Here is a 13,738-nt window from a genome sequence, read left to right on the forward strand (position 1 = left end):
GCTTTTTTTCAGTGGGAAGTGGGAAGCTTTTTTTCGGTAAACAGCAATCAGTGAACTGATAACTGATAACTGATAACTGATTATTGCGATTCGGCGCCCACTTCAGCGAGGATATCTTGTACTGATTCCTCTGCTTCCGATTCTTCCATATCAATACCGTAATCGTAGGGGCCGGACCAAAGAATCGGCATTTCCTCGAAATTCTCGATAATTGGGGGAGAGGAGGTTTGCCATTCTAGGGTTAAAGCGCGCCAAGGATTACGGCCGGCGGGTTGACCTTTAAAGGCACTCCAGACCATATTAATAGCGAAGGGAATACTCGATATACCGAGAATATAAGCTCCTGCGGTACTAAGAACATTTAAATCCTGAAACTGCACATCATACAGAGCAATACGACGGTTCATACCCAATAATCCCAATTCGTGCATCGGCATGAAAGTTAAATTCAAACCGATAAAACTGAGAACAAAGTGAATACGACCGAGAGTCTCGTTATACATCCGTCCGGTCATTTTCGGGAACCAATGGTAAACGGCAGAAAACAGGGCCATTGCCGTACCACCAAATAGTACATAATGGAAGTGACCGACGACAAAATAGGTATCGTGGACGTGGATATCGAAGGGAACAGAAGCCAACATAATCCCGGTCAAACCACCGATGAGGAAGGAAGACAGGAAACCGATCCCAAATAATAAAGACGTATTGAGACTCAGTTTACCCCCCCAAAGAGTGGCACACCAACTAAAGATTTTAATGCCCGTGGGAACGGCGATTAACATGGTTGCCGCCATGAAAAACATCCGTAACCAGCCGGGGGTGCCGCTGGTGAACATATGGTGGGCCCAAACGATTAAACCCAAGAAACAGATGGTGAGACTGGAATAGGCGATCGCTCGATAACCAAAAATCGGTTTACGCGCATGAACTGGTAATATCTCCGATATAGTGCCGAAAAAGGGCAAAATCATGATATAAACGGCAGGATGGGAGTAAAACCAGAACATATGCTGATAAACCACCGGATCGCCGCCGCCGGCAGGGTTAAAAAAGCTCGTGCCAGCGATTAAATCAAAGGACAAGAGAACGAGAGCAGAAGCGAGAACGGGGGTGGAAAGCAGTACCAGAGTCGAGGTGGCCAGCATTGCCCAACAAAATAGCGGCATACTGTACAAATCCATCTCAGGAATCCGCATTTTCAGGATCGTGGTGATGAAATTAATCGAGCCTAAAATCGAAGAAGTCCCGATCAATAAAAGGCTCAAAATCCACAATTCTTCCCCCCATTTGCCGCTAATTAAGCTTAAAGGTGGGTAGGAAGTCCAACCGGACTGGGGTGCGCCGACAAAGAAACTGGATAATAATAGCAGCCCGCCGGGGGGATTAAGCCAGAAAGCCACGGCGTTAAGACGAGGAAAAGCCATATCTTCCGCCCCAATCATCAGGGGAATGAGATAATTGGCAAAACCTGCCCCAACCGGAACGATCCAAAGAAAGATCATGATCGTTCCGTGCATGGTCATGAATTGGTTATATAGTTCTGGGGAGACGAAATCGGGGTCGGGAGTGGCTAATTCTGTCCGCAGCACTTCCGCGAAAGCACCGCCAATAAAGAAGAAAAGAAAGGCAGTCACCAGGTATTGAATACCGATGACTTTATGATCGGTGCAGAAAGTAAAGTAATCGGTCCACTTGCGGTGATGGATCACCTCGGGAACGGTTGCTGGGGTGGTTATTTCCGTTGATGCTGTCATAAGGCCAAGATTTTAGATGACAAGAAAAATTACATTTGCTGCTGATGGGCAACTTGGGCGAGGATTTCACCGTTTATGCCCATTTCTTCGGTGTAGGGGGTCAAATATTGACTATCAGAGCGATCTTTAGTGGTCATGGCTACAGTTCGATCGCTGTCAACTTCGGCGATCGTGTTATCCTGCACCCATTGGTCGTAATCCCCTTGGGAGTGAACTACAAAGCTAGATTTCATGCCGCCGTGATAGGCCCCGCAAAGTTCCGCACAAATGATCGGATATTGACCAATTTGGTTGGATGTGAACGATAACACCGTTTCCTGTCCGGGGATAACGTCCTGTTTTAGACGCAATTGGGGAACCCAGAAAGCATGGATCACATCTCCCGCTTCCATATTCAGTTGCACGGGGCGATTGACGGGAGCGTGCAGTTCTCCGGAAACAATGCCGGTTTCGGGATAGGTGAAGATCCAAGCGTATTGAATACCTTTAACATTGACCACTAGGGGGGGAACTCCTTCACCATCGTAGGAATTGCCGATACCTAGGGCTACTCTGCGATCGCCGCCCATGGCCATCATCGTGCCGTGGTGATGACCGTGGTGGGCGATTTCTCCTTTGCCACCCTTGGAAATCAAGGGATCGAGACCGCCGATATTGTTATAAATCTCGAAGCTATAGACGGCAAGGATAAAAACGATTACCGTCGGGATGGCTGTCCAGAAGATTTCTAGGGGGACATTGCCCTCCACTGCCGGCCCGTCGGTTTGATCCCCCGGTTTACGGCGAAAGCGAATCACTATATAGATAATCACGCCTTCAACTATTAAAAATAGTCCCGTGGCGATGGTCATCATCAGATTAAAGATATTATCTATCTCCTGAGCATCTTCGGAAGCGGCCACAGGCATTAAGCCATGATTTTGGCCGTACCAGAGACTAATTAAGGTTAAGGTGATCCCGAGTACGAGCGTCAGGATACTGCTGGGAATTTTCACGGTCTTTTCAATATTTTCAATAGTGGCTACTTATTCAAGGCTAAAACATGATTCCCCTATAGATGGGAAATTTAACCAGCATCTTCTGAGAATTTTATCTTTTCTTTGGGATCGTTTTCAGGGAAAGTATTTTAAATAACTAATTTTTATATCTTATTCTGAGTTTATGTAAACAAATGTAACGGAAATGGCCAGAAATCTAAAGAATATCTAAAAGGTTTTACCTGTCGTAAAAAAACTCATTCACAGTGATAACTAACTGGCAAACCAAGCCAGGATCTTTGATGACAGACTCCTTGAGAACAGGCAAACCGATGACCGAATCTGTTTTTAACCCGACACCCCTAAGAGAAACCGGCAATATTCAGGTGTGGATGCGCCGCTTAGTCTGGAAAATTGCGATCGCTACTTTCGCCCTCATGGTGGTGGGCGCTGCCACCAGAGTTATGAACGCCGGTTTAGCTTGTCCCGATTGGCCCCTCTGTTACGGTCAATGGATTCCCAGTCAGCAGATGAATCTACAGGTATTTCTGGAGTGGTTTCATCGTCTCGATGCCTCTTTGATCGGGTTTAGTACGATCGCTCTCGTCGGTCTGTCTTGGTGGTATCGTCGCCATCTTCCCCCTTGGCTGTTGCCATCTGCGATCGCTGCCTTGGCTTTAATTCTCCTGCAAGGAGTCCTGGGAGGATTAACCGTCACCCAATTACTGCGATTTGACATCGTAACCGCCCATTTAGCCACAGCTTTGCTCTTTTTTGCCACCCTAATCGTCATTGCTATCGGTCTGACTCCCTACCGTGGCACAGGTACGGTCGGGAAACTAACTTGGATGGGAATGGTCGCCACCGGTCTAGTTTATCTGCAATGTCTCCTCGGCGGTCTCGTCGGTTCCCGTTGGGCTGCCCATCAGTGTTTAACGGTTTCCCAACTCTGCACGGTGATGAATAGCCACATTATCGGGGTTTTTCCCGCCACTATCTCGGTGTTAACCCTAGTTTTCTTCGCTTGGCGAGCTGCCGCTATCCATCCTCTCCTCAAAAAACTAGCTTTTAGCGCCGGGGGATTAGTCGCCCTACAGGTATTTTTGGGCGTTGCCACCCTGAAACTGCATCTCCAGGTGGAACCCTTAACCATTACCCACCACAGCATCGGTGCGCTATTGGTGGCAACCCTCGTCGCTTTTACCACTTTTGCCCTTCGCGATCGTTCTTTCGCACCTATAAGCCATCTCTAAGGATTTAATCACGATGACTGGAACTCAAGCCCTTCGCCACCACGATAATTTTTTACAAGTCGCTAAAAGTTATTATCAACTCACCAAACCGCGAATTATTCCTCTACTGCTGATTACTACAGCCGCTTCTATGGAAATCGCCTCTAAAGGTCAGGTTTCCCCTCTCTTACTCTTTCTTACCCTCCTCGGTGGCACTCTCGCCGCCGCCGCCGCTCAAACCTTAAACTGCATCTATGATCGCGACATCGATCACACCATGCTTCGTACTCGCGCCCGTCCGATCCCCTCCGGTCGCGTGCAACCCCTCCACGCCCTCATTTTTGCCCTCGTTTTAGCCTCTCTTTCCCTAGCACTTTTTGTCTTTTTTGTCAATACTTTGAGCGGATTTTTAGCAATGACCGGCATCGCATTTTATATGCTGATTTATACCCATCTGCTCAAGCGTCATAGTATCCAAAATATTGTTATCGGTGGCGCGGCTGGCTCGATTCCTCCTCTCGTCGGTTGGGCGGCAGTAACGGGCGATCTCGGTTGGATTCCCTGGATTTTATTCGCCATTATTTTCCTCTGGACTCCTCCCCATTTTTGGGCTTTAGCTTTAATGATCAAGGATGATTATGCCGAAGTGGATATCCCGATGATGCCCGTAGTTAAAGGGGAAGAAGCCACTAGCGATCAGATTTGGCTCTATACTTTAATCGTCGTTCCTTTCACTTTCCTCCTGATTTATCCCTTGGCTGCCTGTGGTGTGGTTTATGGTGTAGCGGCTTTAATTTTAGGGTTTGTTTTCCTGAAAAAAGCTTGGCGATTAAAACAGAATCCTTTCGATCGGGACATGGCTCGATCGCTGTTTAAATATTCCATTCTTTACATGATGTTATTATGTACAGCTATGGTGATCGATAGTTTACCCATGACCTCTCGTCTCCTCGCTACAATTGCCAGTTTATTCTCCTGTAGTTAATCTCAGTTATCAGTTATCAGTTATCAGTTATCAGTTATCAGTTATCAGTTATCAGATGTGAGTTTTCAGTTCACTGATTACTGTTTACTGAAAAACCCCATCTCCCCAATTCATCATTCATAATTCGCCCCGACTACTGATTGCGACTGAGGGAGTTAATTCGCTCGATTAGTTGGGCTAAGATTTCTTGTAATTGTCGATCTTGATGCTGGGAAAGGTTGATTTTATCACAGCTATAAATAACGGTGGTGTGATCTTTGCCGCCAAATTCTTCGCCAATGCGCGGTAAGCTTAAATCCGTGTGTTGACGCATTAAATACATCCCAATCTGTCGGGCAAAACTAATTTCTCGTCGGCGGGAATTTCCTTTTAGATCGGCGATCGAGAGTTGAAACTTTTCCGCTACTACCGCCATAATAATCTCAGGAGAAGTGGCAATTTTGGCCATTGGTGGATTTAAAACTGGCGCGATATTTTCTACCGTCATCGGCAATCCGGAGATAGAAATATAAGTGGTAGCCCGGATTAATGCCCCCTCTAATTCGCGAATATTAGAAGTATAATTAACGGCAATATATTCAATAACTTCTCGTGGGAGACGCAGATTTTCGTACTCGGCCTTTTTTTGTAAAATTGCCATACGAGTTTCGATATCTGGTGCTTGGATATCGGCGACTAATCCCATAGAAAAGCGAGAAATTAAACGATCCTGTAAACTGGGAATCTGTTTGGGCAGGCGATCGGAGGCTAAAACCACCTGTTTTCCAGCTTCGTGCAGGGTATTAAAGGTATGAAAAAATTCTTCTTGAGTGTATTCTTTTCCTTCAATAAATTGCAGATCATCCACTAATAATATATCGGCATGACGATAATGATTACGAAAACTTTCCATACTATCTTGACGGATAGCGGTGATTAAATCATTCGTAAATTGTTCCGTGGATACATAAAAAACCCTGGATTGGGGATATAATTCCAGACGATAATGACCGATCGCTTGCATTAAATGGGTTTTACCTAACCCCACCCCACCACAGAGAAAAAGCGGGTTAAATTCGCGTCCGGGTAATTCCGCCACCGCTAAAGCGGCCGCGTGGGCCATGCGATTAGTTGGCCCGACAACAAAACGGGAAAAATTATATTTAGGGTTAAGTTGATTACCGGGAGATAATTCTAATTCTAAGCTAGTGTGAGGCTGGAAAATAGCGATCAAATCCCCCTGTTGTGCCGTTAGTTGAATCTCGACGGGATAACCGACGATATCCTCCACTACTTCAGCAATTGTTGACAGATAATTTTTCTGAAGATGGTTAAGAATAAAAGGATTGGCAGCTTGAATTACTAAGCGATCGTTTTGCCATTCTTTAACCGTCGCCGTTTGAAACCAAGTCTCGAAAGCGGGACGGGTTAATAGTAATTTTAGACGCTCTAGGAGATTATGCCAAAGTTGTTGGGCGCTGCTATCCACGGTTAATTTTGATTAACAAAGTTGCTCTAGTGCTGCTGCAAGGAAACCTTATCAGTTTAGCGAGATTTTGCCGCTCAAGATAAAATGATTTTCAGAGGTAAACAATTAATCCTTATACAGATGACACAAGTTTTAACAATCACCCAATTAGGAAACCCAATTCTACAGCAAAAAGCAGCAGCGATCGATAATTTTCTCGATGCTGACTGTCAAAATTTGATCGATTCCCTGATTACCACCGTACAAGCTGCCCACGGGGTGGGAATCGCCGCCCCCCAAGTTGCTCGGTCTCTGCGTCTGTTTATCGTTGCTTCTCACCCCAATCCTCGTTATCCCGACGCTCCGATCATGCCAGCCACTGCCATGATTAATCCGCGCATTTTGCAGGTGAGCGAGGAAATGGTCAAGGGTTGGGAAGGTTGCCTCAGTGTCCCCAATTGGCGCGGTTTTGTCCCCCGTCATCAGTGGATTGAGGTGGCCTATTATGATCGCAATGGTCGCGAAATTCGTCAAGTTTTCAGCGATTTTGTCGCCCGCATCTTTCAACACGAATACGATCATCTGGAAGGAATCCTCTTTCTCGATCGCCTTGCTTCTTCGGCGGATTTATACTCGGAGGAAGAATACCAAAAAATCAGTAATATTGCTGAATATAAGCGTTAACGAAGGCAGGGGGCCGGCTTCGGCCGTGAGACTTCGGAAGTTCGGCGAGACTTCGGCGTGAGCTGTCCATTAGTCACATCTTTCTTAACATTTCAAACCTTTGTAGCACAGGGCTTTCAAGACTCAGTTAACAATTGGTAATATTCCTTATTACTTGTTAAAATTGCAGGGGAGCGGGGAGCAGGGACCAGGGAGCAGGGAGAATTAGTTTGAGCATTTGTACTAAAATTTCCAATACCCAGTTTAAATTCAATACAGCTTAGGCGGGGGGATCTGATAGTTTTTAGCACCCAACTACTTAGCTAAAAAAACTGATAACTGATAACCCGGGAGAAAATATAATTGTAGCTACCTACCCATTCCTGATTAATTCCTATGGCAGAAGAAACCACCACCCCCGCAACTCCGGCAGCAGAAGCAGCAAAACCGGCTCAACCTGCGGCTGCTAAAAAACCCAAGGAGCCTACCGTCGAGGAAAAACCCTTTGCTGAATTTATCGAGCAGCATTTTCAGCCCGCATTGGCTGCCGCCTTGCAAAAGCTGGGTATAACTGATATAAAGCTGTCCTTTAAACAGGATAAAATTTCCGTGCAGGGCTTTTCTAGCTCTCCCTGTTGGCAGTTAAGCGGCAATTGGCTCGGGGGAATGCGTCAATTTAGCATTTATTTTTTGGAAGAAAACATCAACGGTAAAAAAGCTTTTTCCCAAGCTGAGGGCGGGGGTCAATCTAGTACACTTGAATCATTTATGATCGATGAAAGGAAAGTTAGTCTCGATTTACTGTTGTTTTACACCCTGCAACGGCTTAACGGTCAAAAGTGGTTGACGAGAAACTAAAATTGCTGAGGATTAGCGATCGAGAAGGGGGGTAAAATGAGTATAGACGACCACCGCTTATCGATCGCTAATAGTAATTATGCGTGTATTTGTACTACTTTTTAACGCAGGCACAGAAAACGAAGGTATCCACACCATTCAAATGGGAGCTATCAATAAGGTGTTGATGTTTGAATCGGAAGATGATGCCACCCGTTATGCGCTGTTGTTAGAGGCGCAGGATTTTCCGACTCCCACGGTAGAGAAAATTGATTCGGAGGAAGTGGCAGAATTTTGTCGCGGCGCTGGCTATCAAGCGGAGATGATTGAAGCGGGTATGTTAGTAATTCCCCCCGAAAGCAATGCCGAGGAGTTGGATTGGCAAAAAGAGGAAGTACCCCCCGCCGAGGAGGAGTTTTCCGAGATTCCTGATGCGGAGTTAGACAGCATCCGTCGTCGTCTAGAAGGACTTTTGTAATAGACCTCTGGTAAAGAAAATTGTCCTGCTTGGTTCGGAGACAGGAGACAGGAGCCAGTAGTCAGGAGTTCGGAGTCAGAAGACAGGATAATAAATCAATGTTGTTCCCTGTACCCTGTACCCTGTTCACTGATAACTGATAACTGATAACTGATAACTGATAACTGATTACTGATTACTGATTACTGAAGATGACAACTGTGGGGGAATTGGGCGAAAATTTGGTGGCGGATTGGTTGCAATTACAGCAATGGCATATCCTCCAGCGTCGTTGGCGTAGTGGCGGCGGTGAAATCGATTTAATCGTTTTGTCTGAGTCTCAGGCGATTCTCGCTTTTGTCGAGGTTAAAACCCGCAGTGCTGATAATTGGGATTTAGGGGGCAAATTAGCAATCAATTACCGTAAACAGGGGAGAATTTACGAATCTGCTCAGATATTTCTCTCCTTTTATCCCCAATGGTTCGATTTAACCTGTCGCTTCGATGTGGCTTTGGTTAGTTGTCAAAAAAGTTCTCTATTAGCTTTACCTGAGTTTTCCCTTGATTATCCCTGTCAGCTACAGGCAGGTTATCAATTGCAGTTACAGGAATATCTCGTGGCGGTTTTCTAAAAACACAATAGGCCCGCCTAGGGAGGCGGGCTTCATCTTGTACAAACGATATGGACTCCTAAAAAATTAACGGACTCAACATAATAGAGGTTTACGGAACCCACAACAGTCTATCTGTCAACCATCAAGATTTCTCAGTTTACCGACTCAGGTGCTGATTACGGCTCACTCCATCTGTCCTATATCGAGCAACAGAGGCGAAACCATACTTTACTTTACAAACTTTGAGAATCTGCGTCCGATTTAGCTGTTGCGTTGAGCTAGAGCAGGTGGCACAGGCTCTAGGTCTTTTTGCCTGAAAGGAAGTTGAGTCGCTTCCCTTGTGCCTTATGTTTTTAATATAACACCCTTGTCGGGACTCGATCGACCTTGTGATTAAAGTTTACACTTATTGATTTTTAGCAAAAATTGCTGTTGCAAAACTATAGGAAGTGGGGTGTGGGGTGTGGGGTGTGATTACTGCTCACCGATTAGGGACTGAATCTCCTCTCTGTAGGCAAAAGGAGCGCGACTGAGAGCCTCTTGAAAGAGGGGTTGAGCCTCTTGATTTTTGCCCTGTTCTTTTAGTACAATCGCTGTCGCTAAAATCGGTCGGAAATCGTTAACATCCATCTGTTGAGCTTGTTTATAGGCGTTTAAAGCTTCCGGATAATTTTGCTGCTCGAAATAGATTTTGCCTAAAAGTAACTGAACGGAAACGATATCGATTAAACTGGCAGGATTATTGGGATCGGAACCGGCTTTTAAAGCGAGATCAATCGTGTCTTTGACTAGACTAATCGCCTCGGTATGGCGATTTTGGCTGAGAAATAAATTAGTTAATCCAGTTAAGGCCCGTAGATTTTGGGGTTGGAAGGCCAAAAGACTGCGATAACTGGCTGTGGCTCCCGCATAATCCTCTATTTGCTGTTTTGCTTCTGCTAAAAGTAGTAGATAATCGGATTGTTGGGGGTTAAGTTGCGCTAATTTTTCTAAAGGTTCGATCGCTTGCTTTAAATCGCCCTGCTGTAGGCGAGTATCTAATAATCCCCGCAAAGCCGCCTGATTATCGGGTTCACGCTCTAAAACCATCTGATAACCCAGTGCTTGACTGGCCAATTTCTCTTGTTCCACTACGGACAGATTACTCTGTCCCGAGGAGTGCTGACTCTGGAGCACAGAAGTTAATAGCGGCATGATTGAGAAGGACAGCAAGGCAAATAACATCAGCACGAGACCGATGGACAGCCAACGACGGTGAGAGAGAGAAGCTTTCATAGACTGGGGTGCGAGGGGACAGACAAGAAAATGTTATGGAAATCTAGAGATTTGATTAGGGGATCAATCAAATTGGCCGCTCTTTATTGAGTACAATGGGCAAACGGTCAAGACTCAAAAGGGTTTTGACTAGGTTGACAGTCAAAAGATCATGGTTCTTAATATATTAGATGCCAGTAGAGTCGCCCTAGAGGGTTATTGTAACCCCCCAGATCGCGCTTTTGACTTGCTTGATTACTAATTTACTATGTGTCTCCGCCGCTAGGAGTGTGATATGAATCGTCCTGGGAATCGGTTTACCGAATCACCGAAAACCCCCCCGACTCCTGAAGTGGAAATTCAGGAAGTCCCCGTTGAATCCCCCCATACCGAGGCTGATTTAGCCGTAGAGTCAGCCACCCCCGAAGAAGTCAAACGCCAACAACCGATCCCCCCTCCCAGTCATCTGCGGCAGTATCGGGCGATCGGTCTCGTCTATGGCCATTATCAGCGATCGGAGGAACAATTAACTAAAGGCAATATTTTAACTGCCGATGGTACTCTGATCGATTCTGTGATTCTCGGCCGGGTGATCAGTTTGGTTAAAAATCATCTCGATCTGGAAAAACCCCATCTTTGGGTGGTTTATCCCCGCACCCGTCAGGAAAATGATGCCCTTCATGTTCAGATTGTCGGTGTTTGGGAACCAGAAACCCTGAAAAAAGAGGATGATCCAGAGATAGAGCCACTCCTCGCTTCTACCCCGGGTTATTTCTCGATTCGAGGTGAAGTCATCTTTACTGAACGGGAAAATCAAGCGGTAGTGGTCAAAATCCGACAAATGCCCAAAACTGAAGCGGAGAAACCCAAGTTTTTTAAACTAAAATTGCGCGGCACTTTACCAGGTAAACCGATCAGTCGTTTTTGGGATTTTCAGGTACAACTGAAAGGAGATGCCTTAACTATTTTGGAAGGTTTAGACCTCGGTTTTGCCAGTAAGAAAAAACCCATGGGTAAGGGAGGTTTTAAAAAGCCTTTTGATAAAAATCGTCATCCCTCGGCCGATAGATATTCTCGACCGGAAGGGGAAGGAGAAAAGCGACCTTTTACCCCAGGACAATCCCCTATCCCTCGGCCTTCCCGACCCAAACCCCTATCGGAAAACTAATTTTTTTCTAGGATGGGTGCAGAACCCATCCCTAGGTTTACAGGTTTTTTCAGGAGTTACTTTATCCTTAGTATCTGGGAATATAAGCGCGAATTCTATAACTATAATCTGTTCCCAAAATCTCGGTGATAAAAACCGCGAACTGAGTGCCTAAAATCGCTTCATCGGCAGAACTAAAAGATTTATAATCTTCTATTAACCACTCTTGACCACCATTAACTAAGGTACATCTAAAGGTGCCAAGAGATTCGGCGATTTCTGTATATTCTGTATAGTTTCTCGTTCTTACTTCCCCCGTACTATCTGCCCTCAAACACAATTGATTAAGTTCTGCATAAAATTTGTCAGGAATTTTGTTTAAATCACCCCCTTTAGTTGCCCAACGCATAAAAAGATGGAAAGACCAAGGAAGATTGAGATAAACTAGATAACATAAAACCAGAGTAATTGTTAAATATAAGGAAGAAGTCAGGAATTTATCATATTTCCTTTTTCGGGATCGATTTAGACGTTTGGCTAAATCTAGCTTTGATTTTCTCATGAATTTTAATTAGTTAAAAGTAATTCGTAAAAAGTTAAGATGTATAAAAGAATTCTGCGTTTTGCTCCGATTATCCTGTCCTTGAGTTTGTTTATTCTAGCGGTCTGGGCAATTAGTCAAGAATTTAAACACTACACTTTTGCACAACTCTTGGCTAGTTTGGATCATATTACCACAAGTCGTAAGCTAGAAGCTATTTTTTGGATGGCTTTGGGTTATTTGTCGATGACGGGTTATGATCGCCTAGGTTTTTATTATATCAATCATCCCTTAGCTTTAGGCACTATTATCCGCACTGCTTTTATCAGTTATGCCCTTGGTAATACCATTGGTTTAACCTTATTTTCTGGAACTGCGATCCGTTATCGTTTCTATACTCCTGCGGGGGTGGGGGTGGTGGATATTGCCAAAGTTATCACTTTTACCCATTTAAGCTTTTGGTTAGGAATGTTAGGCATTGGTGGTATAAGTTTCCTCCTCGATCCCCAACGGATTCCTCAACTTTTAAAATTACCTTTCTTAACTACTAAACCTTTAGGAATAATTTTTTTATTCTTGGTTACTGGCTATTTTTTCTTGGCTCTCACCTATAAAAAACCCATAAAAATCGGCAAAGAAAATATATATCTACCCTCTTGGAATCTTTCCCTGGCTTTGATTTTGTTGACTTTTATTGATTGGATATTAGCCGCTAGAGTTCTATATCTTCTTCTCCCGGACAACTATAATACTTCGTTTTTAGGATTTTTCGGTCTCTACGTATTTGCCATGACGGCAGGGGTATTAAGCAATGTGCCGGGGGGAATAGGTGTTTTTGAGTTTATCATGCTGAGATTACGTCCCGAATATGTATCTAATGGCGAGCTTTTAGGTTCTTTAATCGCCTATCGAGCTATTTATTATTTCCTGCCTTTAATTGTCGCTTTTGTCTGGTTATTGGGTTACGAAGCTTGCAGAAAATAATGCCCGCAAATTAGCTTAAACGGACAGAAAAAGTCCCCATGCCTTCATAGCTGGGGAGCATCAATCTAGTAGGCTAAAGTTTCTAAAGTTTCCCGTAGATAGGAACAAATACGAGCATCGGCATCGTCTCTATTTTTACCTGATTCTAGTTGTTCTTGCTGCCAACGCCGAAACCCGGAACTAGCGGCGATGGCTTGTTTTAAATGCTCCCAAATGTGATGATCTTTGTGAAGTGGGGTGTCAGAAAATGTGATAGAGTTGCCCATCTTTACCTCTGGTGGTAGGGTTGCACCTTTTAACATAACTTAAAAATCGCTGAAAATTCTGATAACTGGGACACAATTAGGCAAAAAAAGGTGTTGCCTAGGGGGAAATCTGCGGGGATGCCAACACCTTTTTTGAGGAAATCTAGCGGATTTTTAGGAGATTTTGCTGGTTTCTACCGCTTCTTCCGCCTCCACTGCCGCGTTTAAAGCTGTGGGGGGAATGGGGATAGGAAATACCGACGGCAGCTTAGCGGTGGTATCTTCAGGAGGCTGCCCGTGGTGAAAACGACGGTAGCTTAAAACACCAGCTACGGTGATTGCTCCTGTAGCGGCGGCAACCCCTAAAATAAGTTTGTTAGCATCGACAGGGAGGGTGTTATTGCTGCCAAAAATGCTTTTACCTTTAGCGAAAGGACAAGCGGAGGCGCTGCCAGCATCAAGAGTACCTAAAACAATGCCACTGACGAGGGTAGCACTAACGGCGATGGAGGTGAAAAAAGTTTTCTTCATAATTGCCTTGGGGATAGGTTGTCAATAGCGATTATCCTTGCATTATAGATATCTAAATCACAATTGT

The 13,738-nt window shown here is 44.8% G+C and carries 15 protein-coding genes; 8 read left to right on the top strand and 7 right to left on the bottom strand.

The window, feature by feature from the left end; translation table 11 throughout:
- Positions 1-80: 80 nt before the first annotated feature.
- Positions 81-1,757 (bottom strand): cytochrome c oxidase subunit I, encoded by a 1,677-nt coding sequence (ctaD, locus tag ACOCD9_RS06235; protein ID WP_104397273.1) that lies wholly within the window; start codon positions 1,755-1,757, stop codon positions 81-83.
- Between the two features lie 29 nt (positions 1,758-1,786).
- Positions 1,787-2,752, bottom strand: coding sequence for a cytochrome c oxidase subunit II (locus ACOCD9_RS06240; RefSeq protein WP_110543284.1), 966 nt, complete (start codon positions 2,750-2,752; stop codon positions 1,787-1,789).
- Between the two features lie 314 nt (positions 2,753-3,066).
- Between ACOCD9_RS06240 and ACOCD9_RS06245 the strand changes: the two genes are divergently transcribed.
- Complete coding sequence (locus ACOCD9_RS06245; protein WP_287700756.1) at positions 3,067-3,987, top strand: COX15/CtaA family protein; 921 nt, start codon at positions 3,067-3,069, stop codon at positions 3,985-3,987.
- Positions 3,988-4,000: 13 nt separating this feature from the next.
- On the top strand, positions 4,001-4,951 hold the full coding sequence (locus ACOCD9_RS06250) for a heme o synthase (RefSeq protein WP_287700754.1): 951 nt from the start codon (positions 4,001-4,003) through the stop codon (positions 4,949-4,951).
- A gap of 133 nt (positions 4,952-5,084) precedes the next feature.
- Here the strand turns inward: ACOCD9_RS06250 and dnaA are convergent, their stop codons facing one another.
- Positions 5,085-6,419, bottom strand: a complete 1,335-nt coding sequence (gene dnaA, locus ACOCD9_RS06255; protein WP_287700752.1) for a chromosomal replication initiator protein DnaA — start codon at positions 6,417-6,419, stop codon at positions 5,085-5,087.
- Between the two features lie 84 nt (positions 6,420-6,503).
- Here dnaA and def point away from each other — a divergent pair, with 84 nt between their 5' ends.
- The 4 genes from def to ACOCD9_RS06275 all read left to right on the top strand — a co-directional run bounded on the left by def (position 6,504) and on the right by ACOCD9_RS06275 (position 8,987).
- Complete coding sequence (gene def / locus ACOCD9_RS06260) at positions 6,504-7,082, top strand: peptide deformylase (RefSeq protein WP_419546780.1); 579 nt, start codon at positions 6,504-6,506, stop codon at positions 7,080-7,082.
- 375 nt (positions 7,083-7,457) lie between these two features.
- A complete protein-coding gene (locus tag ACOCD9_RS06265) occupies positions 7,458-7,919 on the top strand; it encodes a DUF2996 domain-containing protein (protein WP_287702773.1) in 462 nt (153 codons plus the stop codon).
- Positions 7,920-7,998: 79 nt separating this feature from the next.
- Positions 7,999-8,376 carry a DUF3110 domain-containing protein gene (locus ACOCD9_RS06270; protein ID WP_079209497.1) on the top strand — a complete coding sequence of 126 codons (378 nt, stop codon included), beginning with the start codon at positions 7,999-8,001 and terminating at the stop codon, positions 8,374-8,376.
- A 191-nt stretch (positions 8,377-8,567) separates the two neighbouring features.
- Entirely contained in the window at positions 8,568-8,987 is a 420-nt protein-coding gene (locus tag ACOCD9_RS06275) for a YraN family protein (RefSeq protein ID WP_287702776.1), read from the top strand.
- A 456-nt stretch (positions 8,988-9,443) separates the two neighbouring features.
- On the opposite strand, the gene ACOCD9_RS06280 is transcribed toward ACOCD9_RS06275, so the two are convergent.
- The gene (locus tag ACOCD9_RS06280; RefSeq protein WP_419546782.1) at positions 9,444-10,244 is read right to left on the bottom strand and encodes a tetratricopeptide repeat protein; all 801 of its coding nucleotides are present in this window, start codon (positions 10,242-10,244) and stop codon (positions 9,444-9,446) included.
- 274 nt (positions 10,245-10,518) lie between these two features.
- Between ACOCD9_RS06280 and ACOCD9_RS06285 the strand changes: the two genes are divergently transcribed.
- The gene (locus ACOCD9_RS06285; protein ID WP_287702780.1) at positions 10,519-11,391 is read left to right on the top strand and encodes a hypothetical protein; all 873 of its coding nucleotides are present in this window, start codon (positions 10,519-10,521) and stop codon (positions 11,389-11,391) included.
- A 67-nt stretch (positions 11,392-11,458) separates the two neighbouring features.
- On the opposite strand, the gene ACOCD9_RS06290 is transcribed toward ACOCD9_RS06285, so the two are convergent.
- Positions 11,459-11,932 carry a hypothetical protein gene (locus tag ACOCD9_RS06290; protein ID WP_194014485.1) on the bottom strand — a complete coding sequence of 158 codons (474 nt, stop codon included), beginning with the start codon at positions 11,930-11,932 and terminating at the stop codon, positions 11,459-11,461.
- 39 nt (positions 11,933-11,971) lie between these two features.
- Here ACOCD9_RS06290 and ACOCD9_RS06295 point away from each other — a divergent pair, with 39 nt between their 5' ends.
- Positions 11,972-12,895, top strand: coding sequence for a lysylphosphatidylglycerol synthase domain-containing protein (locus tag ACOCD9_RS06295; protein WP_419546783.1), 924 nt, complete (start codon positions 11,972-11,974; stop codon positions 12,893-12,895).
- 65 nt (positions 12,896-12,960) lie between these two features.
- On the opposite strand, the gene ACOCD9_RS06300 is transcribed toward ACOCD9_RS06295, so the two are convergent.
- Positions 12,961-13,197 carry a hypothetical protein gene (locus ACOCD9_RS06300; RefSeq protein WP_287702786.1) on the bottom strand — a complete coding sequence of 79 codons (237 nt, stop codon included), beginning with the start codon at positions 13,195-13,197 and terminating at the stop codon, positions 12,961-12,963.
- Between the two features lie 117 nt (positions 13,198-13,314).
- Positions 13,315-13,671 (bottom strand): hypothetical protein, encoded by a 357-nt coding sequence (locus tag ACOCD9_RS06305; RefSeq protein ID WP_287702788.1) that lies wholly within the window; start codon positions 13,669-13,671, stop codon positions 13,315-13,317.
- Positions 13,672-13,738 lie beyond the last annotated feature (67 nt).

Origin of the sequence: Microcystis sp., assembly GCF_048564745.1 — a bacterium.
GTDB classification, from domain to species: Bacteria; Cyanobacteriota; Cyanobacteriia; order Cyanobacteriales; family Microcystaceae; genus Microcystis; species Microcystis ichthyoblabe_A.